The sequence below is a fragment of the Myroides sp. WP-1 genome (assembly GCF_014145635.1).
Lineage (GTDB): Bacteria > Bacteroidota > Bacteroidia > Flavobacteriales > Flavobacteriaceae > Flavobacterium.
Map to the genome: position 1 here is coordinate 1 of NZ_JACHTC010000014.1, position 23,478 is coordinate 23,478.

General features: G+C 36.6%; 21 protein-coding genes. 9 read left to right on the forward strand and 12 right to left on the reverse strand.

Going from position 1 to position 23,478, the window contains the following annotated elements; genetic code table 11:
- The first annotated feature begins 158 nt into the window (after positions 1 to 158).
- A complete protein-coding gene (locus H4K33_RS12195; RefSeq protein WP_182649358.1) occupies positions 159 to 899 on the forward strand; it encodes a phytanoyl-CoA dioxygenase family protein in 741 nt (246 codons plus the stop codon).
- Positions 900 to 926: 27 nt separating this feature from the next.
- Here the strand turns inward: H4K33_RS12195 and H4K33_RS12200 are convergent, their stop codons facing one another.
- From H4K33_RS12200 to H4K33_RS12240, 9 genes are all read right to left on the reverse strand, one after another.
- Positions 927 to 1,328: a DoxX family protein gene (locus H4K33_RS12200; RefSeq protein ID WP_182649360.1), complete on the reverse strand. Its 402-nt coding sequence runs from the start codon at positions 1,326 to 1,328 to the stop codon at positions 927 to 929.
- Between the two features lie 11 nt (positions 1,329 to 1,339).
- Positions 1,340 to 1,984: a hypothetical protein gene (locus H4K33_RS12205; RefSeq protein WP_255493682.1), complete on the reverse strand. Its 645-nt coding sequence runs from the start codon at positions 1,982 to 1,984 to the stop codon at positions 1,340 to 1,342.
- 44 nt (positions 1,985 to 2,028) lie between these two features.
- Positions 2,029 to 2,625, reverse strand: coding sequence for a Crp/Fnr family transcriptional regulator (locus H4K33_RS12210; protein ID WP_182649363.1), 597 nt, complete (start codon positions 2,623 to 2,625; stop codon positions 2,029 to 2,031).
- A 15-nt stretch (positions 2,626 to 2,640) separates the two neighbouring features.
- On the reverse strand, positions 2,641 to 3,915 hold the full coding sequence (locus H4K33_RS12215; RefSeq protein WP_182649365.1) for a hypothetical protein: 1,275 nt from the start codon (positions 3,913 to 3,915) through the stop codon (positions 2,641 to 2,643).
- 108 nt (positions 3,916 to 4,023) lie between these two features.
- Positions 4,024 to 4,752 carry an MBL fold metallo-hydrolase gene (locus H4K33_RS12220; protein ID WP_182649367.1) on the reverse strand — a complete coding sequence of 243 codons (729 nt, stop codon included), beginning with the start codon at positions 4,750 to 4,752 and terminating at the stop codon, positions 4,024 to 4,026.
- A 131-nt stretch (positions 4,753 to 4,883) separates the two neighbouring features.
- Positions 4,884 to 5,321 (reverse strand): VOC family protein, encoded by a 438-nt coding sequence (locus H4K33_RS12225; RefSeq protein WP_182649369.1) that lies wholly within the window; start codon positions 5,319 to 5,321, stop codon positions 4,884 to 4,886.
- 91 nt (positions 5,322 to 5,412) lie between these two features.
- Positions 5,413 to 6,300, reverse strand: coding sequence for a bifunctional 5,10-methylenetetrahydrofolate dehydrogenase/5,10-methenyltetrahydrofolate cyclohydrolase (locus H4K33_RS12230; protein ID WP_182649372.1), 888 nt, complete (start codon positions 6,298 to 6,300; stop codon positions 5,413 to 5,415).
- A gap of 85 nt (positions 6,301 to 6,385) precedes the next feature.
- A complete protein-coding gene (gene ffh / locus H4K33_RS12235; RefSeq protein WP_182649374.1) occupies positions 6,386 to 7,723 on the reverse strand; it encodes a signal recognition particle protein in 1,338 nt (445 codons plus the stop codon).
- Between the two features lie 168 nt (positions 7,724 to 7,891).
- Positions 7,892 to 8,464 carry a hypothetical protein gene (locus H4K33_RS12240; RefSeq protein WP_182649376.1) on the reverse strand — a complete coding sequence of 191 codons (573 nt, stop codon included), beginning with the start codon at positions 8,462 to 8,464 and terminating at the stop codon, positions 7,892 to 7,894.
- Positions 8,465 to 8,965: 501 nt separating this feature from the next.
- Here H4K33_RS12240 and H4K33_RS12245 point away from each other — a divergent pair.
- Positions 8,966 to 10,648: an RluA family pseudouridine synthase gene (locus H4K33_RS12245; protein ID WP_182649378.1), complete on the forward strand. Its 1,683-nt coding sequence runs from the start codon at positions 8,966 to 8,968 to the stop codon at positions 10,646 to 10,648.
- 147 nt (positions 10,649 to 10,795) lie between these two features.
- A complete protein-coding gene (locus H4K33_RS12250; RefSeq protein ID WP_182649380.1) occupies positions 10,796 to 12,028 on the forward strand; it encodes a DUF445 domain-containing protein in 1,233 nt (410 codons plus the stop codon).
- A gap of 2 nt (positions 12,029 to 12,030) precedes the next feature.
- On the opposite strand, the gene H4K33_RS12255 is transcribed toward H4K33_RS12250, so the two are convergent.
- Both H4K33_RS12255 and hisS read right to left on the reverse strand, forming a co-directional pair.
- Positions 12,031 to 12,516 (reverse strand): hypothetical protein, encoded by a 486-nt coding sequence (locus H4K33_RS12255; RefSeq protein WP_182649382.1) that lies wholly within the window; start codon positions 12,514 to 12,516, stop codon positions 12,031 to 12,033.
- A 236-nt stretch (positions 12,517 to 12,752) separates the two neighbouring features.
- A complete protein-coding gene (hisS, locus tag H4K33_RS12260; protein WP_182649384.1) occupies positions 12,753 to 14,123 on the reverse strand; it encodes a histidine--tRNA ligase in 1,371 nt (456 codons plus the stop codon).
- A 401-nt stretch (positions 14,124 to 14,524) separates the two neighbouring features.
- Here hisS and H4K33_RS12265 point away from each other — a divergent pair, with 401 nt between their 5' ends.
- The 6 genes from H4K33_RS12265 (at position 14,525) to carB (ending at position 22,810) form a co-directional block, all read left to right on the forward strand.
- Positions 14,525 to 15,766 carry an ABC transporter permease gene (locus tag H4K33_RS12265; protein WP_182649386.1) on the forward strand — a complete coding sequence of 414 codons (1,242 nt, stop codon included), beginning with the start codon at positions 14,525 to 14,527 and terminating at the stop codon, positions 15,764 to 15,766.
- Positions 15,767 to 15,859: 93 nt separating this feature from the next.
- Positions 15,860 to 16,456 carry a hypothetical protein gene (locus H4K33_RS12270; protein WP_182649388.1) on the forward strand — a complete coding sequence of 199 codons (597 nt, stop codon included), beginning with the start codon at positions 15,860 to 15,862 and terminating at the stop codon, positions 16,454 to 16,456.
- Between the two features lie 34 nt (positions 16,457 to 16,490).
- A complete protein-coding gene (locus tag H4K33_RS12275; protein WP_182649390.1) occupies positions 16,491 to 18,734 on the forward strand; it encodes a sensor histidine kinase in 2,244 nt (747 codons plus the stop codon).
- A gap of 3 nt (positions 18,735 to 18,737) precedes the next feature.
- Positions 18,738 to 19,370 (forward strand): response regulator transcription factor, encoded by a 633-nt coding sequence (locus H4K33_RS12280; protein WP_182649391.1) that lies wholly within the window; start codon positions 18,738 to 18,740, stop codon positions 19,368 to 19,370.
- 283 nt (positions 19,371 to 19,653) lie between these two features.
- Positions 19,654 to 19,815, forward strand: a complete 162-nt coding sequence (rpmH, locus tag H4K33_RS12285; protein WP_002990519.1) for a 50S ribosomal protein L34 — start codon at positions 19,654 to 19,656, stop codon at positions 19,813 to 19,815.
- Between the two features lie 142 nt (positions 19,816 to 19,957).
- Positions 19,958 to 22,810, forward strand: coding sequence for a carbamoyl-phosphate synthase large subunit (carB, locus tag H4K33_RS12290; RefSeq protein ID WP_182649394.1), 2,853 nt, complete (start codon positions 19,958 to 19,960; stop codon positions 22,808 to 22,810).
- Positions 22,811 to 22,872: 62 nt separating this feature from the next.
- Here the strand turns inward: carB and H4K33_RS12295 are convergent, their stop codons facing one another.
- The gene (locus H4K33_RS12295; protein WP_182649396.1) at positions 22,873 to 23,295 is read right to left on the reverse strand and encodes a hypothetical protein; all 423 of its coding nucleotides are present in this window, start codon (positions 23,293 to 23,295) and stop codon (positions 22,873 to 22,875) included.
- Positions 23,296 to 23,478 lie beyond the last annotated feature (183 nt).

Genomic DNA, 23,478 nt, shown 5'->3' on the forward strand with positions numbered 1-23,478 from the left:
AGCAAACTTTATCCATTCAGAGTGAGAGAAAGGGGGACATTGTCTCTCTTTCCTCTCTGAAAAATAAATGTTTTTATTGCTTATTATCCGCACCCAAAAAGTTGCATTTATAAGTTGAATTCAAGATGTATTTTTAACACCTATTGAATCCAAAAGCTATGACTGAACTCAATCATTATACTACAGAAGGCTATCTTTATATTCCACAATTTTTTCAGCCGAAAGAATTACAACAAATAGAACCGATTCTCCTCAAGTTTCATCAACAATGGTTACTTGATCATCGAGAAGAGTATCACAGTAGGTTGATTAATAGCCACAGTTTAACGTCAAATACGTCCTTATCCAAAGCGGATCGTATGTTGTTATTTCAGTTTATAGCAGGAAATCGCTTTCAATTACTTCTTTCTTCTCTAATACCGGAAAAAGTTCTTTTTTTAAACACTCAATTATTTTTTGACCCTTTCAATAAAGATCAAAAAAATTATTGGCATCGCGATATTCAATATACGGGAATGTCTATTGAAGATCAGCAGAAGAGCATACTGACTCAGCATGTGCTTCACTTCCGTATTCCATTCCAAGATGAAGAAGGCATTGAATTAATTCCAGGCACTCATCGCAGTTGGGATTTAGAGGAAGAACAAGATGTTCGCTTGAGTCAAAATGGAAAAATACCGAGTGATACTTTAGTTCGAGGGAAACAAATTAAACTCAAACGCGGTGATTTATTAATTTTCTCAGCTAATATGATTCACCGTGGATTATATGGAAACAACCGATTTGCTCTTGACCTTATTTTTTTAGGTGATAATCCAATACTTCGTCCCTTTATTGATCCAAACAATCATCCTACATCAGAAGAAAAAAAACAGTTAAATTCTACTTTATTTCTATAAAAAAAGCTTCTTTACAGAAGCTTTTTTTTAATCCCATTGATGAGTCGTTGATACCGCGTACTTTCCTCCACCTGTGAAGAACAAACTTACAGCAACGAGAGCATATAGCATCAAAAGTTCAATCTGCCAGCCGCCATTTTCATTTAGACTAAAGATGGCCGAACTCTGAACCAATAAAATTGCTGTCACACAATTGATGGCGAAAACGGCTCCTGCCAAACGCGTTCTCCATCCCAACAGTAACAGTATAGGTGCGATTACCTCCCCAACATACACGCCATAGCCAAAAAAAGCAGGCAATCCCTTATCAACTAAAGTTTGTTGAATAAATCCAATTCCGTGGATCAATTTGCCAATCCCGTAAAACAACATGGGAAATCCAATGGCAATTCTGCTCAGTAGCAGTCCAGTGTCTACTTTTCTATTCATCTTATATCTATTTATAAATTTACTTTTACAAAAACTCCGTAATTTTCGAAGTGATCCCAGCTCATATTGAACTGCTCTAAATTTGCAGCTAGCCCTATTGCAAGATTATCCTTCTTTACCCCTATTCGAATATGTTGAAATCCGCGGGTATATTCGTGTCGATTGACATTTCCAACGGCAGACAAGCGAAATAATCCTCGCCATTGTTCCGTTAGTTGAGGAGTATATTCGACCAACAAAGACTGTTCTAAAGTGAATCCCTTTTGATAGGTTGTTCCTATGCCATAAACCATTTGAAAATCTTTTTTCTTCCATTGGTATTGCAGATATACACTGGCAAACTTCCCAGGGTTCTTCACGCCAAATCCAGCATTTAAAATGAAGTTTTTAGGCAATTTATACGCAACAGTATTGCGTATAAAAAAGATGTTATGGTTGTCGTCTTGGTATTCTGAATCGAATAAAACGAGGTTTTGCAAGGTAATCTTATCAGACAATTGATGACTGATGGTATGTGTGTATCCATAAGATCTATTTCCGACCATCATATCAGGAGTAAAGGTTGTTTTCTGTCCAAAAACAACAAGAGGTAAGAGTCCAAAAAGGACCATAAAAAAACGAGCTAATTTCATTTGTCTATGCTTATTTACTTTCATAAGACAAATGTATTAGCTCGCTCTAAGGTGGTTCTTAAGATATCTTAAGAAAGACTTTCAAGGTGTTTTTTCTTGAGGTAACTCAGAAATTCGGGAGTTACACCCAAGTATGAAGCAATCATATATTGCGGTACACGCTGTTCAATATTGCGGTATTCCTTAATAAACCGCTGATAACGCGCATAGACCTCTGTACTCATATTTTCGATGGTTCGCTCTTGCAAAGCAACATAAGCACTTTGTATTTTTAATCTAAAAAAGGTAGAAATAGCGGGTATTTCCGTATATAATAGTTCTAGATTTTCTCTGCTAATCTGAACAATTACAGCCGGTTCAATGGCTTGAATAAACAATTTTGATTCTTTTTGCGTCAAAAAACTGTACAAATCATTAATCCACCACTCTTCGATACCAATTTGCAAAGTGTGTTCTTGTGAATGTTCATCGAGATAGTAACAACGCGCACTTCCTTGGGCAATGAATCGCATGTGTTGAGATAATTGCCCTGGTTGTAGTAATAATTCTTTTCGCTTTAATGGTACAATTTCTACTATATCACTAATGCGTTGTGCTTCCTTTTCATTTAAAACAATAGTCTGCTTTAAGTGAGTTAATAGCACTTCTATATGATTTTCTTGCATACTTTTTCTTCCTTTTTACCAACGCCACACTTGCGGCTCGTCTTTCCATACAAGCAAACGGAATTGTTCGTATAAAGGACGAGTTCCAATGGTATGCGTATCGCGTATCGCTTTGTCTATTTCCAATTTGTGTAAAGCACCCGAATAAGTACCTACCCACAACACGGTCTCATCTTCTGATACCGCCATTCCACTGATTGTTCCTCCAAGAAAAAATTGACCAATATCTTCTCCTGCTTGATTGATGAAGCGAATATAACCATAAGCATCACCTAAAACGTAGTAATCTTTCACGGCAACCCCTTGATAGACACGCATTCCTTCGTCCATATACGTAAAGTCATCGCTTTCTTCATAAGCTTCTACCTGCATGCCTTCTAATTTCATTGCATCTACTCCAATGGTAACTCCGTTGTAGAAATGACAAGAATTGGTAATTAACTGTTGATCATCTTTTGAAAACAAACAGAAATGAGGATAAGACGATTGCGGACCTACGCTTCCCACTTCCTTTCCATCGATGTGTAAAATACGGTGATCGCGATCTTGATCGCCTACAACGATATAGGCATTATCGTGAGATAGGGTTGCATTTTCCATATCGATATAGAACTCATATCCTTCTTCTTCCGCTTCCTTTTGTTCCTCTTCGGATAAAACTGGATGAATGAGTTGTTGCTTTTCCTCTTCCAACAGGTACACTCCTTCTGATGATACAAACAAAATGCGTGTTCCATCATTAAAGGGAATTAATTTTGAGATACCTAAATTTGCTAATTCTCCTAGTGGAAAGGTAGCTATCTCAGGGCCATTCCATCCTTGGTATGTTACAATTGTATTCGCATAAGCAATAGCAAATACACCATTGCGCATCGACTTCCCTAAGCCTTTAATTGTATCATCTAATACGTGTACCGTTGTACCCGAAAGCAAATAAGCAGTACGCGTTTCATACGAAGTACCTGCTAAAAAGGCAACACTATTGGCTTCAATCGCTACTAAATCTCCTATGTATTGTGATTTTTCCTCTAAGAATGGAATTAACGGTGGATAAGCCGGTGGAAATGCTGCTCTAAATGCCTCTATATTTCCTTCTGCATTTGCCTGTTTTAATAGTTCGAGTACCTCTTGACCTAAATGATCTCTTTTATCTTCTGGTTCTTCCCCTTTCCAGTTTTCCCATCCGTGTTCTTTTCCAAAAGCAACCATCTCATTGATTCCCTTAGCATATTGTTCGCCTTTTGTTAGCCATTCTTGTTGAAGGGCTGTATTTTTATCTTCTATTTTCATATTTATTTTATATAGTGGAAAGATACCTTATTTGACAATTCTATTTCTCACTACAATTGGGGGATTTTATAGATTAACTATTCTTGACAAGAATGAAGTATCATTCGTTTATACGCTGTATTTTTGAATAACCTGATCTAATGCTTCCTCTATTGTAGTTTCAAAAATTCCACCGTGATAACAAATGATTTTCTTCGGCTGTAACGCTTGGATCTTGCGAACAGATAGAACAGCTTGCGGTAAATCTAAGGTAAACTGTGGATTGGCAATATTGAGTTGCCCCTCTTCTACAACCAAAGCATCATTGGCAATTAAAACACCATTTGCCACATCCCATAAAGAGATATGACCTTGGGTATGTCCAGGTGTATCAATCACTTGTAAACCTTCTAACACAAAATCTCCATCGTTAAAAGTTTGATTGACTGGAAAACGCTTGATCTTTTTCAGTTGAGCAATAAAATTTTCTGCCCAAGGACGATAGTCTTCTGGTAGGTGCACGAGCGAATTTTCGGCTTGTATCAAGCGTTCTGCTTTGATTTCGCCACAAATTGAACTGCGTTCTACTGCACTGCTATACACTTGGATTGCTGGATTTTCTTGTAAAAACAAGGCTAATCCTCCTAAGTGATCAATATCGTCATGGCTGATGAATATGGCTGTAATATCTGCTATCTCAATCGATAGCTTAGTTAATTCACGTTTAAATTGTTCAAAGGTTTCTTCGTATCCACAATCAATCAACACAACTTCACTTGCCGTTTTGATTACTGTAGGAAATAAAGAAATGGGTTGTCCGTTGATTTCTTGTTGGACTGAAAAATGTAGGATTTGCATCTTTTTTGTTGTTTGGTGTTTGTTGAGGTGGTGAGACGATGAGGTGGTGAGGTGGTTAGATTTTCATTCAAAAATGTACCTTTTTATTTCAGAAAATACGACAGATACCTCATAACTGATCACTCATAACTTTACTTTTTTTCACGTTCTCCCAAATCTTCAATTAAGCGTACTAAATAACCATCGGGATCTTGGACTAAGAATTGTTGTTGTCCGAATTCAATATCATCGGCTCTGTACCAACGTTCTTCAAGTGGAATAAACAAGGAGTAATTAGCTTGTTGTAATCGCTCGAGTATTGGGGTTACCGCTTCTACTTCAATTTGGAAGTTGATTCCTCTTCCATAAGGTTTTTCCATTAATCCTGTTTCCCAAGTGCGATCGGTTGGATCATATTGTTCCAGCATCACTTGTGCTTCACCTAAAACCAAATAGGCAAAGGATTCTTCCTTGCGATCGTATAAAATCGTAAAACCAAGGTAATCACACCAAAATTGTAAACTCGCTGTTAGGTCCGAAACAACCAATTCAGGTACTAAAGCCGCCCATTTTATATTTTTATTTTGCATGGTTTTTGCTATAAAAGATAAAGATACGATCTCAGGTGTTCTCACACAAAAAAAGGGCGCATCATTGATGCGCCCTTTTTGATATTATGTATTATTCTCCTTTTTTTGCTCTTCTTGAACGAGCTAAAAGTGTATTTTTTAATAGCATGGCAATAGTCATTGGACCAACTCCACCAGGTACAGGAGTGATGAAAGCTGCTTTTTTGCTTACCTCATCAAAATCAACGTCTCCTGCGATTACATATCCTCTTGGAGCGTTTGCATCTGGTACGCGTGTGATTCCCACGTCAACCACTGTTACACCGTCTTTAACCATATCTGCTTTTAAGAAGTAAGGCACTCCCAATGCAGAGATAATGATATCTGCTTCTCTTGTAATAGCAGCGATATCTTTAGTACGGCTGTGTGTTAGGGTTACCGTTGCATCTCCAGGGTATCCTTTTCTGCTCAACAAAATACTCATTGGGCGACCTACGATATGGGAACGTCCGATTACAACCACGTTTTTACCTGCTGTTTCTACTTTGTAACGCTCAAGTAATTCCATGATTCCGTAAGGAGTAGCGGGTAAAAATGTTTCCATTTCCAACGCCATTTTACCAAAGTTAGTTGGGTGGAACCCATCAACGTCTTTGTCTGCATCTACAGCCATTAAGATTTTTTGCTCGTCGATGTGTTTCGGCAAAGGCAATTGAACGATATACCCATCAATTGCTGGATCAGCATTTAATTCTTTAATTTTTGCTAATAATTCTTCTTCTGTCGTTTCTTCTGGTAAAGCAACCAAAGTAGATTCAAATCCAATTTGCTCACATGATTTTACCTTACTTCCTACATAAGTTAAACTTGCTCCGTTGCTTCCCACAAGCACTGCTGCTAAGTGAGGTACTTTTTCACCGCGAGCTTTCATTTGTTGAACCTCAGCAGCGATTTCATTCTTGATATCTTCCGATACCTTTTTTCCGTCTAGTAGTTGCATTAAATCGTAATAATTAGTGTGTTGTTGTATGTAAAATAAAGAAGGTTTAAACTTCGCGTTGAACCTTAAACCTTCTTTTTTATTTTTATTGCATTCCTTTCATTTGTCCCATCATTCGCATCAAATTCTTTCCTTTTGCTCCTTGCATCATCTTCATCATTTTACTCATTTGATCGAACTGTTTCAACAATTGGTTGACTTGTTGGATATCTGTTCCTGATCCTTTGGCAATACGCTGCTTGCGTTTTGCGTCTAAGACAGAAGGAGTAGATCGCTCTTTTGGAGTCATGGAGTGGATAATCGCCTCGATGTGTTTAAACGCATCATCTTCAATTTCTACGTCTTTCAACGCTTTTCCAACTCCTGGTAACATGCCCACTAAGTCTTTCATGCTACCCATTTTTTTCACTTGTTGAATTTGCGATAAGAAATCGTCAAATCCGAACTCGTTTTTCGCAATTTTCTTTTGGATCTTACGTGCTTCCTCTTCGTCGTATTGTGCTTGTGCACGTTCAACTAAGGAAATAACGTCTCCCATTCCCAAAATACGATCAGCCATACGCTCTGGATAGAAAACGTCTATTGCGTCCATTTTCTCTCCTGTACCAATAAATTTAATTGGTTTATTTACAACTGACTTAATTGAAATGGCAGCTCCACCTCTTGTATCCCCGTCTAATTTTGTTAGGATTACCCCGTCAAAATTCAAACGATCGTTAAATGCTTTTGCAGTATTTACGGCATCTTGTCCTGTCATGGAATCCACAACGAATAAAGTTTCGTGTGGTGCAATTGCTTTGTGAATATTGGCAATCTCCGTCATCATCTCCTCATCCACAGCCAAACGACCTGCAGTATCGACAATCACAACGTTGAATCCATTCGACTTTGCGTATTTAATTGCATTCTCCGCAATTTGAACCGGATTGTTATTTCCTTCTTCCGAATATACCTCAACACCCAATTGCTCTCCAACAACGTGTAACTGGTTAATAGCCGCAGGACGGTATACGTCACACGCTACTAATAAAGGTTTTTTATTCTTTTTTGTTTTTAAGAAGTTAGCCAATTTACCAGAAAAGGTCGTTTTACCTGATCCTTGTAAACCTGACATTAAAATAACAGATGGATTTCCAGATAAGTTGATTCCAGCAGCTTCACCTCCCATTAATTGAGTAAGTTCGTCTTTCACGATCTTAATCATCAATTGACCCGGTTGAAGCGTAGTCAATACATCTTGTCCTAGGGCTTTATCTTTTACTTTACTCGTAAAATCTTTGGCAATCTTAAAGTTTACGTCGGCATCTAAAAGGGCTCTACGCACCTCTTTTAAAGTATCTGCAACGTTTACTTCTGTAATCTTACCATGTCCCTTAAGAATATGAAAGGCTTTATCTAATTTATCGCTTAAATTATCAAACATATCGGTATTATTTAATCCTTTGAAGCGCCAAAGATACTATTTAACTCCTTAAGTCACAAAAAGCAAAAGCAGGAAAATAGTCTTTTTTAAAAATAATCTTGTAATTGTGATTATTACTACGGTTTTTGGAAGCGATATTCTCCTTTCCCTATTGAAATGGTATCTGAATTAAGCCAATTCAAATTCCACAATCGTCTGTCGATTTCCGTATTGGTCGACAACGTCGATTCCAAAGAAATCAAATCCGTTGCGTTTCAATTCTTCTGGTGTAATAATAGCGCCTGAAAGCAATTCGATTTCATTATTTTCATTCAGAAATTCTTCCATTTCTTCCTCGTAATCGATGTTGTGATAGGCGTAAGCTATAATTTCAAAGGTATATGCTCCTCCTAGCTCCAATTCTTGTAATTGCTCTTCCCTTTCTTGAAGAATTTCTTCGTCATATTCATCGCAAAACATTGCATCATAACCGTGTTTCGCATAGTCAAAAAGCAAAATTCGCTCCTTTGTTTCTACATCTTCAGCATAAACTAAAACGGGATAATTCTCATGATCCACCAACAGATCAATATCCGTTGCATATTCGCCACAATAGTGAATTTTAAACTTCTTCCCTTTCGTGGACGACTGTAGTTGTCCACGCCATTCAATAGCTATCATTTCTTGAAAATACGCTGAATTTTCATAAGATACGAAAGCAGATAAATGGGTAGGTGCTTGATAAGTGGATGGGTTTTTCATATCATTTATTTAAAGGAACAAGATACTTCTTTTACAAATGAGAACCTGTTGCTACGACTCTATTTTATAGTTTAAAAATAGCAGTATAAATTCTTCTTTTAGCTAACCTGTTACTTGGAAACAAAACTAAAAAAGTTTTTCTCTTCAACAAGCGTAATTTCTCCTTACTGCCTAAACTTGGAAATTAAAAGCCTAAATTGTCATTCTCTCTCCGTACATAAAAAAACAACCTATTGATTTTCACAACACTAAACAACCTAAACTTGTGTTTTCTTTGGGTGTTGTTCGATACATGCTTCGTATTTATTGGGTTTAAGCCACTTTTACTATACAAAACCCTTGCAAGCCCCATACAAACTCTATACAAAGACACCGTAAAACAGCTATCTCCTTTCGCTATACTTTTGCTTGAACAAAAATTATTTTATACTATTATCCCGATTCATACCAATTGTTCCTCAGCGAATAATATGTAATTTTGCAGCAACAAAATTCAAACCCATGTCGATTCCTGATGTAGCTTTTAGACGATTTCAATCGGATATTTCATTAATCAATAAACCGAAAAAATTCACTTTCCCATTTTATTACGAGCCTCATCCGTTGAGTATTGTGGCTAGTGAGGAGTTGCAACGGGAACTGGAAGTCCATGATTTAATTTCTCCTTTATTCGATCCAGCAAATCCAAAGTGCTTAGTTGCTGGTAAGATGTTTGGAATATTACTTGTAGAAAACACAAAGGGTGAATTGGGGTATTTATGTGGTTTTTCCGGTAAATTGGGGAATTACACTCATTTAGATGGTTTTGTTCCACCGGTGTTTGATCTTTGGAATAAAGATAGTTTCTTCGCTAAAGAAGAAGCCGTTTTAAATGCCATTAATGCTACTATTGAAAAACTTCAACAAGACAACATTTATCAGAACGCTAAACGTCTTTTACAAGAACAACTCATAGCGGAAAAAGAGGCATTAGCACAGAAAAAAACTGCACTTAAACAGCTCAAACAAGAGCGTAAAATAGAAAGAGACACGCAAGTCAACTTACTAAGCCCCACTGATTTTGAAATTTTTCATGAGGACTTAATCAAGCAGAGCTTACGCGATAAACACGAGTTGCGCGTACTGACCGCCTATTGGCAAGAGCAAATTGCTACAACGCAACAACTCCTTGCTGACTTTGACCTCCATATTTCAAATTTAAAAGAGGAGCGCAAGCAAAAATCCAATGCGCTACAACGCAGGTTATTTCAACAGTATCGCTTTCTGAATTACAAAAGAGAAGAACAGGATTTATTGGATATTTTTGAACAAACAGCTCTGCAACAACCTCCAGCAGCAGCAGGGGATTGTGCTGCACCTAAGTTATTGCAATATGCTTACCTCAACGGTTATACTCCCCTTGCTATGGCAGAATTTTGGTGGGGAGAATCGCCGAAGTCAGAAATTCGAAAACACCAACACTACTATCCTGCTTGTAGAGGAAAGTGCGAACCCATTCTCGGACATATGCTGCAAGGGCTAGATGTGGATGATAATCCGCTACTCGTCAATCCTGAATTGCAACGTCCGATTGAAGTTATTTACGAAGATGAAGATTTTGCTATCGTCAATAAGCCAGAGGAGTTTTTAAGTGTTCCAGGGATCTATATTCAAGATTCGATCTACGAGCGAATGAAGATCCGCTACCCTAAAGCAACGGGACCGATTATTGTTCATCGCTTGGATATGGCCACCTCAGGTATTTTAGTGATTGCAAAAAACAAAGAAGCACATAAAGCACTACAAAGTCAATTCATCAAAAAAACAGTAACTAAGCGTTATGTTGCGCTTTTAGATGGAATCATCCAAGGAGACGAAGGATACATCGACCTACCCTTACGTGTGGATCTCGAAGATCGCCCACGTCAGATGGTGTGTTTTGAACATGGCAAACCCGCTAAAACCAAATGGGAAGTCATCGAACGAAAAGAGGGAAAAACAAAAGTATACTTCTACCCTATTACAGGTAGAACACACCAGTTGCGCATGCATGCGTCTCATTCTCTAGGGCTAAATACACCTATTGTTGGAGATGATTTATACGGTACAAAGAGCAGTCGATTATTTTTACATGCAGAATCTATTACATTCAAACATCCTAAAACCTACGAAACAGTTTCTTTTCAAGTGAAAGAGCAATTTTGAGAGCGATTGTCGTGGGCTGTTTGTTGTTGGTTGATTGTTGTGAAGCAAAAATTTTCTCTGAAAGAAAACATCATCTTTTTATTGAAAAATCATATCTTTAATACTAAATCATGTTTAAAATTTGGTAAACCTATATCATAACTGATAATGACAGATAAAAAAGCTCAACTTCGGCTACATAAGCGAGTTGCAACAGGATTATTTTTAATCATGGCTGTGATATACCTTTCGATGGTGTATATGTTGAAACACAATCCGGCAAATTGGATGGGTTATGTCAAAGCTTTTTCTGAGGCAGCAATGGTGGGTGCTTTAGCGGATTGGTTCGCCGTTACCGCTTTATTTAGACATCCGATGGGGATCAAAATCCCCCATACAAACTTGATTGAAAACAAGAAAAATGACATTGGTGATAATCTCGGTTCTTTTGTAACGGATAATTTTCTTACCCCTGCCACCATACGTCCCTATATCGACAAGCTTCAGCTCGCACATTTTTTATCTACTTGGTTGAATCAGCCAAAGAATCAACAGCTATTAGAACGAGAACTTGTTTTTTTATTACAATCAATCGTTAAAGATTTAAATGAAAAGCAAATCATCGATTTTCTAACGAAAAAAGCTCAACAAGGGATTGATCAAATCAATATACAACAACTACTTGCTCAAGCACTACACTATGCCTTAGAACAAAATGAACACAATCGATTAATTACCTTAGTTCTTCCTAAAATCCAAGTGTACATTGAAGATCATCGTACGGAAATATACGATCAAATTGTAGAGAAAAAACCGCTGTTAGGATTGGTGGGAGGAAAAACTGTTACCAACCAATTAATTAAAGGCTTACAAACTTTTTTAGAAGATATTCAAACCAATGAACAGCACAAAGTAAGAGAGGAAATTAGCTTACAATTGACACAACTCGGCCAAGAAATTGCTACGTCTTCCACGTGGAAAGCAAAACTACATGATTTACTTCATCAATTTGTAACGGAAGAAGTTATTCATCAATACCTTACAGACTTTTGGCAATCCTCCAAGCAATCCTTGCTTCATCAATTACAAGAAGAAAACTCTCCCTTGCGCATTTATATTAAAAACGCTATTCAATCTATTGCGCAACAGATGGAACAAGATACTGATTTACAGCGACGCTTAAATCAATGGACGCAAGTGACACTTTATCGCTTAGCTCTTCGCAATACACAAGAAGTAGCAACGTTAATTCGCACTACTGTTGATCAATGGGATGGTCGAGAACTCAGTGATAAGCTTGAACTTGAAGTGGGTAAAGACCTCCAATTCATTCGAATTAACGGAACACTCGTTGGAGGACTCGTTGGTCTTCTTATCTACTGTTTAACACAACTATTGTAAAACTATTGTACTGAGATAAACCGATTGCGAATGTGATCAGTCAGCATTTTTTGCACTTGTGGATCCGATTCGGTTTGCTTGAGAAAATCGAAATAAGAAACAATTTCATGCATTCGTTCTGGAGAAAGTTGAATATTAGCCGTACTCAAAAAGGTATCAAAAGAAATATGTGCTGCACAGACATAGTCGAAGAGATAATCTTTTCCTCCTCTTTCTAATAGTTCCTGAGCAAGTACATGGTAGTGAGTAAACACCGAAAAACTCACTTGAGCTACTTTTCCTAGTTCAATGAAAAGATCTCGAACTAAGTCAAGATTTACCGTGTGAATCTGGTCGCAAACAAGCGTTGCAATTTGTTGTCTAAAAATATAATTTTCATCTTTAAACTTGGGACCGAACTTTCCATTCCATTTTAAGGTCAACCAATCTCGATCTCTTTCGTTATAATTCTCAATAAAACTTTGGATTTCAACATATTCTACCGACATACTCAATTATTTACTATTTATATTCCCCTAGTGCTAAGGTAATACATAAATTTTGGTCTGCTTTTTTTGAAAAGTTTTTTTTCCATACTATTTTATTCTAAACAAATACGTCGAGTGTATGCATACCACTCAAAAGACAAAAAATACTTTTAAACTCTACAAATCAAACAGATAAATAAAAAAAGGGTTGAACGTTATTTAGTTCAACCCTTGGTTTGTTTCGCAGTCGAATAGTTCTATTCCACCATATTTTTTAATTCTTCTAAGCTCACTGTTTGTTGCTCACCAGAAGTCAGATTCTTTACAGTAAATTTTTGCTGTTGAATTTCTTCACTGCCCGCCAATACAACAAATGGAATTGCTTTTTTATCTGCAAATTGAAATTGTTTACCCATTTTTGCTTTATCTGGATATACTTCTGTTTTTACTCCAGCATCGCGCAACTGAGCCACGGCTTTCATTGCATAGCTCATTTCCTCTTCTCCAAGATTTAAGAACATCACTTTCGAAGATGCGTTAACTGTTGCAGGGAACAAATTAAGTTCTTCCATTACAAGATAAATGCGATCTAGTCCGAACGAAATTCCAACTCCACTCATATCTTTTAAACCAAAGATACCTGTTAAGTCATCATAACGTCCACCACCACCGATTGATCCCATTTGAACCGTTTCAGGAGCACCGATTTCAAAAATCGCTCCGGTATAGTAATTCAATCCACGAGCCAATGTAACATCTAAATTCAGTTTCGCCGAAGAAAGTCCTATTTTCTCGATTTCACGTCCTACAAAAGCCAATTCTTCAACACCTTTTGTTCCTTGTTCAGATGCAGATAACAACTGTCCTAATTGCTTTATTTTATCGTCAAAACTTCCTGTAAAATTAAATAACGGTTGTACTTTCTCAATGGCTACTGCATCAATTCCCTTTTCAATCATTTCGTTTTTAACGCCTTCTTCTCCGATTTTATCTAGTTTATCTAAGGCTACCGTAAAATCAATCAACTTATCACTTGCACCAATTACTTCAGCAATACCTGCTAAGATTTTTCTGTTGTTTAATTTAATCGTCACACCTTCAATTCCCAATGCAGTAAATACGCGATCGTATAACAGTACTAATTCTACCTCTTGCCATAGCGATTTCGAACCAACTACATCAGCATCACATTGATAAAACTCTCTAAATCTTCCTTTTTGAGGACGGTCTGCACGCCAAACAGGTTGCATTTGATAACGTTTGAATGGGAAGTCTAACTCATTCTGGTGCATTACAACATAACGTGCAAAAGGCACTGTCAAATCATAACGCAATGCTTTCTCTGAGATCTGAGTGGTCAGTTTCAAACTGTTCTTATCTGCTAATAGTGTCTCATCCACTTTAGACAAATAATCACCTGAATTTAATATTTTAAAAATCAAACGATCCCCTTCTTCACCGTATTTTCCCATCAGCGTCTCCAAATTCTCGAAGGAAGGAGTTTCTATTGGATGGAAACCAAAATGCTCAAAATGATGACGGATTGTTTGCATAATAAATTGTCTTCTTGCTACTTCAATCGAAGAAAAATCTCTTGTCCCTTTTGGAATACCTGGTTTCTTTGCCATTTTAATTAATTTTCAAAAATTATTCAATACTACAAAAATAGCTATTTTTTAATTAGAAAGAGGAAAGAAGAAAGAGGAGAAGGGTGAATTTTTCTAAATAAATAAAGTATGCTCTTTTAATTGAAAAAAAACTTTGTTGTTTGTCGTTTGTTGTTTGTTTGTCGTTTGTCGTTTGTTGAATGGATCAACCGTCCACAGAAACTCAACTCACCAACTCACCAACTCCTCAACTCCTCAACTCACCAACTCCTCAACTCACCAACTCACCAACTCCTCAACTCACCATCTCACCATCTCACCATCTCACCAACTCACCAACTCACCAACTCCCCTCTCTCTCTTTCACAACTTTTTCCTATCTTTACCTGTAACACTTCGTCCCTTTCAACTACTAATCAGACATGTGGAAAATAACACTTGAAAACATAAAGATTGCTGCAACCAGCATCAGAAGTCAACTTTTGCGCACCTGTATCACGGTGTTTATTATTGCCATCGGGATCTGGGCTTTGGTTGGTATTTTGTCTGTTGTAAGTGCATTAAAAAACACCATTGTTGAAGACTTTTCCTCAATGGGAGCCAATACTTTTACCATCAGTCAGTATGATACTGCAGGAAGAATAGCGAAAAACCAATCCAATCAAGTTGAAAACCCAACGATTACCTATACGCAGGCACTGGATTTTAAAGATCGTTACCGCTATCCTTTTTCCGCTGTTTCCCTTTCTTTTAATGCGGCAACAAATATAGAAGTCAAAAATGATTACATCAAAACAGATCCTGAAGTTAGTATTGTCGGATGTGACGAGAACTACCTTAGCAACAGCGGTTTACTTCTTTCTCAAGGTCGCAGTTTAAGCTATACCGATTGCAAAAACAATCACTTTGTTTGTGTAGTAGGATCTGATTTTGCCAAGAATATGTTTAAAGGACAGTCGCCGATTAACCAAGAGATTTCCATTCGCGGTTATAAATTTAAAGTTGTTGGTATCCTCAAAGAACAAGGAAGCACATTTGGTCAAAATGAAGATCAGCGCATCTTTATTCCCATTCAAATTGCGCGAAATATCTTCAATGCAGCAGACATCAATTACACCATTAAAGTAGGAATCCAAAAAGAAGGTTTATTAGAACAAGCGATTGATCAAGCTACACTTGATTTTCGAACAAGCCGAAATCTAGCTGTTTCAAATGCATCCAATTTTGGAATTGAACGAAGTGATGATATGATTCGATCATTAGAAAATCAAGTGGGTATGTTAAATATGGCAGCTTGGTTAATTGGACTTATTACAATCTTAGGTTCGTCGATTGCCTTGATGAATATTATGCTAGTATCTGTAACAGAGCGAACAAAAGAAATTGGAATTCGCAAGTCTCTTGGAGCTAAAAGAAAGACCATTGCGCAACAATTTTTTACAGAAACACTTATCATTGGTCAACTCGGGGGGCTTATAGGCACCTTATTAGGTATAGGAACAGCTTACCTTATGACATCTCTTCTACACTTTTCGTTTGCTATTCCGTGGTCGGCTATTTTAGCTGCTTTTATCACTACTTTAGTTGTTGCTGTTTTATCAGGTCTATATCCTGCCATTAAAGCTTCTAAATTAGATCCTGTTGAAGCACTCCGTTACGAGTAAGGTAATTCTTGATACTCAAATTCATCATTTTTAGGGAGTACAACAAAACCGCTTAATCGCTACTTTTGTCAACAACTAACAATCTTTCTATTTATGAACAAATTACTGTTGACTGTAGGACTTAGCCTTTGTAGTTGGGTTCTGACACACGCACAAGAAATTACAACGAACAATATTCTTGTTAAACAAGATGGAAAAACCATTGTAATTGATCAAAAAACACAAGACATCACCTTAAAACCAGCACGTTTTAGCATTGAGTTCTTAAACAAGCCTTATGATGACAAAAAGAACTTGTTCTATGCTGCAAAAGCCGTACTGACAGACAACAGTCAATTTGTAAATGAATATGAATCGATGTCTTTTGACGACATTGAGTTCTTCAGTCCAGGTACAGGTTTTGCCGCTTCATTTGATCAAAACAAGGTATTTCCTAATCTAAGTGAAGAAGGTCATCAGTATTTATACTATGCTTCTAACAGCGATCATCGCATCAACAAAATTGGCAAGAAAAATGAATGGGATATCTATCAATGGAATCTCGATGGTGTGACTATTGATGAGGATGAAATTCCTTGGTCACAGTATCGAATTGGTGAATTATATATTTATTTTGTAGTCGATCAAAACTTAAATAATACCATTGATCCGAATGAACATCATTTAATTCGAATTACCTTTAAAAAATAAAAGAACTGTTTCAGTTCACACAACGTACTTGTCTATGTCCTATTTTTCTAATTTTTCTTTTCTATTGTTATTGTGTTGGTTCCTTTTAGGGGGGATATCCACGAAGAGCTATGGACAAGAAATACTGACCAATTACAAAGAGCAATATGACAAGACGATACCTGGAAGTACGGCTCGTTTTGAGCTCGTTGGAAAATACGCTCAAGCGCTGTACTTCCATGAAAAACAGCAAGAAGCTCAACAAATTTTACAAGAAAATATTCGCGTTGCGGAAAAACAAGGAGACAAAGCTAACGCGGCTTATCTCTACGCAATTTTAGCGATGAATGCACAGCTAAATGAGCAAACAAAAGAAGCAACTAAATTCATAACGAAAGCCCTTGAGTATGTACAAAGTACAGATCGGTTTGAGATCAAGGCTTATGTCAATTATTGTCAAGGTTGGATTTATGCACGTAATAATCAAGAAGCTAGAGCAGTACAGTCGTTATTAACTGCTATTACGTGGTACGAAAAAGCACCACAATCACCAACAAAATTAAGTAGACTATCTGCCACATATAAAGAGCTAACAAGTATCTATGCCAGTTGGAACGATTACGAATTACAAGAAAAATACAGCAAACTAACCCTTGATGTTGCTATTCAACAGAATAACCCCAATGCACAATTTGATGCTTATATGATGATGGGATATTTGTATGAAAGTGAATTTGCTCAAAACAACAACAATATTTATGCTCGCGATTTAGCAGAAAATTACTACAAAAAAGCAATTAAAACCTACGAAAAGAACAAAGACGTTATTCCTTTTCGTTCAGATTTAGCTTTTGTATCCAATAATTTAGCTAGTTTATACTTGCGTGCATTTCCCAAACAATACAAAGAACAAGCAACATATTATGCCAATTTAGCATTACAACAAGCAAAAGAAAGTAATCAGTCCAATTTTCAAGCTTCTTCTTATGGTATTTTGGCGGAAATCGCTCTACAACAAAATGACACAAAAGTAGCTACAGGGCACTTATTATCTGCTTTATCAGTGATAAACAGCACCAATTTACCAGATAAGAACACGCTGCTTTCTATTTATGAAAGCTTAGCTTATCTCAATGAAACGGAAGAAAACTATTTAGGTGCTTTACACTTTAATAAACTCTACTTGCAAACCTATCAGTCTATTTACGATCAAGATAAACTTGAGGTAAGTAAACGCCTAGAAGCGCAATATGAAAAAGACCAACAAAAACAGCAATTGTTAACTTTACAATTAGCCTCTGAGAAAAAGGAACAGCAAATTCAATTGATGAAAACGTTGGGCTTACAACAACAACAGGAGTTAGAGAACTTAAAATTACTAGAAGAAAACCAACGCAAAAAACTAGAGATCAGTCAACTTGAAACCGAAACACATGCACAAGCACTGAAATTGTCTCAATTGGAAAATGACAACAAGCGCTTAGATATTCAGCATTTCAAAAAAACACTCTCCTATCAAGAGAAAGTTAAATTCTACTTTTTAGCATTAGCGATTGTCTTTGCCATACTCTTACTTGTATTACTTTATGTATTTAAACAGCGAACGAAAAGTATGAAACAACAAAGAGAGTTATACAATTTGGCGATAGAAAAAGAAAAGCAACACGCTAAGATTGCTACGTTAACGGCGTTACTCGATGGTCAGGAACAAGAGCGATCGCGTTTGGCACGAGATTTACACGATGGTTTAGGAGGATTGCTTTCGGGAACTAAAATCCAGTTAAGCAACCTAAACAACAAGATCTCGACAGACAACAAAGCTGAAATGACTAAATCAATCGAGCATTTAGACAATGCTGTAGATGAACTGCGTCGTGTGGCCCATAATTTAATGCCTGACTTGTTGCTTAAATACGGTTTAGAAGAAGCGTTAAAAGAATACGCAAGTCGCATGTCTACAGATCAACTGGATATTGATGTGCAATTTTTGGGTTATACCAATACTTTGGTACAAGACAAGCAATTGTTGGTCTACCGCATTATTCAAGAATTAGTCAACAATGCCTTAAAACACGCTGATCCTAAACAAATTATTATTCAACTTGTTGAAAATACAGATTCGTATTTGGTTACTATTGAAGACGACGGTTGTGGTTTTGACCTAGCACAGGTTCAACAATCTAAATCCGCTGGCTTACACAACATCCAATCGAGGGTGCAATTTCTCAAAGGAGAATTACACTTTCATTCGGAACGAAACCTTGGAACGAGTATTGATTTTCAATTCCCAAAACTTTAACCTATGATAAAAGTAGCACTCACTGACGATCATCCTTTACTATTAGAAGGATTGAAGAACATATTAAACAAACAGGAGAACATCCAAGTAACGGGTTGTTATGCTTCCATCGATGCTTTGCAAAAAGGGTTAAAAAAGGCCCCAATCCATATTTTGTTACTAGATATCAACTTAGAGGATATCAACAGTTTGGATTGGATTAAACCCTTGAGGAAAAAGCATCCCGAGATGCAGATCATTATGTTAAGTGTACACAATGAATTTGCTGTAATTAATAGTTCACTACAGGAAGGTGCTTCGGGTTATATTCAAAAAAACGCATCAGTAGATGAGATTGTACAAGGCATTAACAGTGTGTATGATCAAAAGATCTTTTTGTGTTCACAAACACAGAGCGTTTTGGAAAAGAAAAATAAAAATGGATTAAACACCATTCCCAAACTCACGCGAAGAGAGAAAGAAGTTTTAGTAGAAGCGGCACAGGGATTTACAACCCAACAAATTGCCGATCGTCTTTTCATCAGCACGCATACGGTGGATAGTCATCGCAAAAATTTGATTGAAAAATTTCAAACTTCAAACCTCAGTTCCGTGATTACTTTGGCAATTGAATACGGATTGATAAAAAAAGCATAACTATAAAGGTGTGATTTAACGACTGAAGTACGGTAGAAATTAACATAAATTCCAATTTTAGGTGATAAAAAAAATATTTTTCCTATATTTGATCGGATATATTGCGGATTTACCCCTAGGAATTCGACCTAAATCAGTACTAATCGCAAGTTTCTAAAAATATTTTACAAAAAGACTTTGTAAGAATCAAATGACTTTATATATTTGCACTCGGTTTTGGCGCAAGTATATCAAAGCTGAATTTTTTTGAGAAGTAAAATACTAAGATTTAAAGATAAACGCAATGAGCAAGAGAACGTTTCAACCTTCAAATAGAAAAAGAAGAAACAAACATGGTTTCATGGAAAGAATGTCTACTCCTAACGGTAGAAAAGTATTAGCTGCTAGAAGAGCTAAAGGAAGACATAAATTAACTGTTTCTTGTGAAACAAAACATAAACATTAATGTTTTGATTAAAATATAAATAAAGGTGTTACTCATTTGGTGGTAACGCCTTTTTTTATACTTTGTCGGAAGCATCACAATACAATCACACACACTATACTTACTTTTTTACAAAGTAGTAAATAATAAACAACACAAGAAAATGCCTAAAGACACTTCTATCAAGACCGTATTAATCATTGGTTCAGGACCAATCATCATCGGACAAGCTTGCGAATTTGATTACTCAGGTTCACAATCAGCAAGATCATTAAGAGAAGAGGGAATTAAAGTTATCTTAGTTAACTCTAACCCCGCAACAATTATGACCGACCCATCTATGGCGGATCATATTTATCTAAAGCCATTAACTGCACGTTCAATTATTGAAATTTTAGTTGCGCATCCAGAAATCGATGCTGTATTGCCTACAATGGGAGGACAAACAGCGTTGAACTTATGTTTGGAATGTGATGAAAAGGGAATTTGGGCAGACTTTGGTGTTCGTTTAATTGGTGTAGATATTAACGCGATTAATATCACAGAAGACCGCGAACAATTCAAACAATTATTAGAGCGTATTGATGTTCCTGTTGCTCCAGCAAGAACAGCTACATCTTACTTACAAGGAAAAGAAATCGCTCAAGAATTCGGTTTTCCTTTAGTTATTCGTCCTTCATTTACCTTAGGAGGTACTGGTGCTGCTTTTGTACACCATGCAGAAGATTTTGACGATTTACTAACTAGAGGTTTAGAAGCTTCTCCAATCCACGAGGTTTTAATTGACAAAGCTTTATTAGGATGGAAAGAGTATGAATTAGAGCTTTTACGCGATAAAAACGACAACGTTGTTATCATCTGTACGATTGAAAATATGGATCCAATGGGAATCCATACAGGAGATAGTATCACAGTAGCACCGGCCATGACTTTATCGGATAGAACCTTCCAAAGAATGCGTGATCTATCGATCAAGATGATGCGTAGTATTGGAAACTTCGCTGGGGGTTGTAACGTACAGTTTGCGGTATCTCCAGATGAAAAAGAAGACATCGTAGCAATCGAAATTAACCCACGTGTTTCTCGTTCATCTGCTTTAGCATCTAAAGCAACAGGATATCCAATTGCTAAAATCGCAACGAAATTAGCTTTAGGATACACATTAGATGAATTGCAAAACCAAATTACAAAATCTACTTCAGCTTTATTTGAGCCGACTTTAGATTATGTAATTGTAAAAATACCACGTTGGAACTTTGACAAATTCGAAGGAGCTGACAGAACTTTAGGCTTGCAAATGAAATCGGTAGGTGAGGTAATGGGTATTGGACGTTCATTCCAAGAGGCACTACACAAAGCGACACAATCTTTAGAGATTAAACGCAATGGTTTAGGTGCAGATGGAAAAGGATATACCAACTACGACCAAATCATCGATAAATTAACTCATGCAAGTTGGGATCGCGTATTCGTGATCTACGATGCGATTCAACATGGAATTCCATTGAGTAGAATTCACGAAATCACAAAAATTGACATGTGGTTCTTGAAACAGTACGAAGAATTGTATCTGTTAGAAAAAGAAATTTCAAACTACACTATCGAAACTTTACCGAAAGATTTGTTGTTGGAAGCAAAACAAAAAGGATTTGCTGATAGACAAATTGCTCACATGTTGAAAACACTAGAGAGTAAAGTACACGATTTAAGAGATAAAATGGACATTCAACGCGTATTCAAGTTAGTAGATACTTGTGCGGCTGAATTCCCAGCAAAAACACCATACTACTACTCTACTTTTGAAGCTGATATTCAAAAAGCGGACGGAACGAGATACGTTTCTAACGAAAGTATTGTAACAGACAAGAAAAAAGTGGTTGTATTAGGTTCTGGACCAAACCGTATTGGACAAGGAATCGAGTTTGACTACTCTTGTGTACACGGGGTACTAGCTGCTGAAGAAGCAGGTTATGAAACCATCATGATCAACTGTAACCCAGAAACCGTTTCTACTGATTTCGATACAGCAAACAAATTGTATTTCGAGCCAGTATTCTGGGAGCACATTTACGATATCATCCGCCATGAGAAACCAGAGGGAGTAATCGTTCAGTTAGGTGGTCAAACGGCATTAAAATTAGCAGAAAAACTACACCGTCATGGAATTAAGATTTTCGGAACAAGCTTCGACGCTTTAGACTTAGCAGAAGATCGCGGACGTTTCTCTACGTTATTAGAAGAGTTAAACATTCCATTCCCTCAATTCGGTGTGGCTAAAACAGCGGATCAAGCGTTGCAATTAGCAGATAAATTAGACTTCCCATTATTAGTTCGTCCATCGTATGTATTGGGAGGACAAGGAATGAAGATTGTCATCAACAAAAAAGAATTAGAAGAACACGTTATTGATTTATTAAACCAAATTCCAGGTAACTCGCTTCTATTAGACCACTATCTAGATGGAGCTATCGAAGCTGAGGCTGATGCGATTTGCGATGGTGAAAACGTGTATATTATCGGAATCATGGAGCACATTGAACCATGTGGAGTTCACTCTGGAGATAGTCACGCGATGTTACCGCCATTTAACTTAGGGGAATTTGTATTGAATCAAATCAAAGACCACACAAGAAAAATTGCAGTTGCTTTACAAACAGTTGGTTTAATCAACATTCAGTTTGCAATTAAAGACGATATCGTTTACATCATCGAAGCGAATCCAAGAGCTTCAAGAACGGTTCCATTTATTGCAAAAGCATACGGTGAACCTTATGTAAACTACGCAACAAAAGTAATGTTAGGACACAATAAAGTGACAGACTTTACTTTCAATCCACAGTTAAAAGGATATGCGATCAAAACACCTGTGTTCTCTTTCAACAAGTTTAGAAATGTGAATAAAGCTTTAGGTCCTGAGATGAAATCAACAGGAGAAAGTATCTTATTCATTGACAACTTAAGAGACGATCAATTCTATGAAATCTATTCTCGTAGAAAAATGTACTTGAGTAAATAAATACACAAAAAAACTCTTCCAAATGGAAGAGTTTTTTTTATTCTTTACTTTTTACTTTTAGACTATCCTCCCATCTTAAGAAATCCTCGAACAGTCTTATAATATATACCACCAGCACAAACTTCGTAAACTACACCATAGCTTCCTCCTGGTTGGGCACTGATAATAAAAACGGCACTTGGTAATATATTTAATTTTTTAGCAACAGAGCGTCTATAGTCCTCCGCTTCATAAAGCGAAACTTTAATATCACCCTTACTTCGTGCATAAACTTCATCTTTACCAATAAAAGAACAATAAAGTTCTTTTTTCTTAGATGTTTCCTTCTTCTTTTTTTCCTTCTTCATTTGAGTACTACTAGGTGATTCGCCAGTAATTACTACATTCTCTGTTATATCAGCTGCATAAGTCTCTTTTTGTTCCTGTGCTCGAACTACAGATGCAAACAGAAACAAACCTAAAATCATACTATAATATTTCTTCATACTCTATCAATTTTTATACATTACACCAGTAACCTTCAATACCTAAAAAAATAAACTTATCTTTAATTATCCTAATATACAAAAAATATAACAAATAAAATACAAAATTAAAACACAATTCACTATAATAAAAAACAAGCAACTTTTATTTTAACAAATCAATAAGAATATTTGCTACAATTC

Excerpts from the sequence above, each read along its gene's own strand:
- H4K33_RS12195 (WP_182649358.1), top strand. The coding sequence starts at position 159 with ATGACTGAACTCAATCATTATACTACAGAAGGCTATCTTTATATTCCA.
- H4K33_RS12200 (WP_182649360.1), bottom strand. The coding sequence starts at position 1,328 with ATGAATAGAAAAGTAGACACTGGACTGCTACTGAGCAGAATTGCCATT.
- H4K33_RS12205 (WP_255493682.1), bottom strand. The coding sequence starts at position 1,984 with ATGAAAGTAAATAAGCATAGACAAATGAAATTAGCTCGTTTTTTTATG.
- H4K33_RS12210 (WP_182649363.1), bottom strand. The coding sequence starts at position 2,625 with ATGCAAGAAAATCATATAGAAGTGCTATTAACTCACTTAAAGCAGACT.
- H4K33_RS12215 (WP_182649365.1), bottom strand. The coding sequence starts at position 3,915 with ATGAAAATAGAAGATAAAAATACAGCCCTTCAACAAGAATGGCTAACA.
- H4K33_RS12220 (WP_182649367.1), bottom strand. The coding sequence starts at position 4,752 with ATGCAAATCCTACATTTTTCAGTCCAACAAGAAATCAACGGACAACCC.
- H4K33_RS12225 (WP_182649369.1), bottom strand. The coding sequence starts at position 5,321 with ATGCAAAATAAAAATATAAAATGGGCGGCTTTAGTACCTGAATTGGTT.
- H4K33_RS12230 (WP_182649372.1), bottom strand. The coding sequence starts at position 6,300 with ATGCAACTACTAGACGGAAAAAAGGTATCGGAAGATATCAAGAATGAA.
- ffh (WP_182649374.1), bottom strand. The coding sequence starts at position 7,723 with ATGTTTGATAATTTAAGCGATAAATTAGATAAAGCCTTTCATATTCTT.
- H4K33_RS12240 (WP_182649376.1), bottom strand. The coding sequence starts at position 8,464 with ATGAAAAACCCATCCACTTATCAAGCACCTACCCATTTATCTGCTTTC.
- H4K33_RS12245 (WP_182649378.1), top strand. The coding sequence starts at position 8,966 with ATGTCGATTCCTGATGTAGCTTTTAGACGATTTCAATCGGATATTTCA.
- H4K33_RS12250 (WP_182649380.1), top strand. The coding sequence starts at position 10,796 with ATGACAGATAAAAAAGCTCAACTTCGGCTACATAAGCGAGTTGCAACA.
- H4K33_RS12255 (WP_182649382.1), bottom strand. The coding sequence starts at position 12,516 with ATGTCGGTAGAATATGTTGAAATCCAAAGTTTTATTGAGAATTATAAC.
- hisS (WP_182649384.1), bottom strand. The coding sequence starts at position 14,123 with ATGGCAAAGAAACCAGGTATTCCAAAAGGGACAAGAGATTTTTCTTCG.
- H4K33_RS12265 (WP_182649386.1), top strand. The coding sequence starts at position 14,525 with ATGTGGAAAATAACACTTGAAAACATAAAGATTGCTGCAACCAGCATC.
- H4K33_RS12270 (WP_182649388.1), top strand. The coding sequence starts at position 15,860 with ATGAACAAATTACTGTTGACTGTAGGACTTAGCCTTTGTAGTTGGGTT.
- H4K33_RS12275 (WP_182649390.1), top strand. The coding sequence starts at position 16,491 with ATGTCCTATTTTTCTAATTTTTCTTTTCTATTGTTATTGTGTTGGTTC.
- H4K33_RS12280 (WP_182649391.1), top strand. The coding sequence starts at position 18,738 with ATGATAAAAGTAGCACTCACTGACGATCATCCTTTACTATTAGAAGGA.
- rpmH (WP_002990519.1), top strand. The coding sequence starts at position 19,654 with ATGAGCAAGAGAACGTTTCAACCTTCAAATAGAAAAAGAAGAAACAAA.
- carB (WP_182649394.1), top strand. The coding sequence starts at position 19,958 with ATGCCTAAAGACACTTCTATCAAGACCGTATTAATCATTGGTTCAGGA.
- H4K33_RS12295 (WP_182649396.1), bottom strand. The coding sequence starts at position 23,295 with ATGAAGAAATATTATAGTATGATTTTAGGTTTGTTTCTGTTTGCATCT.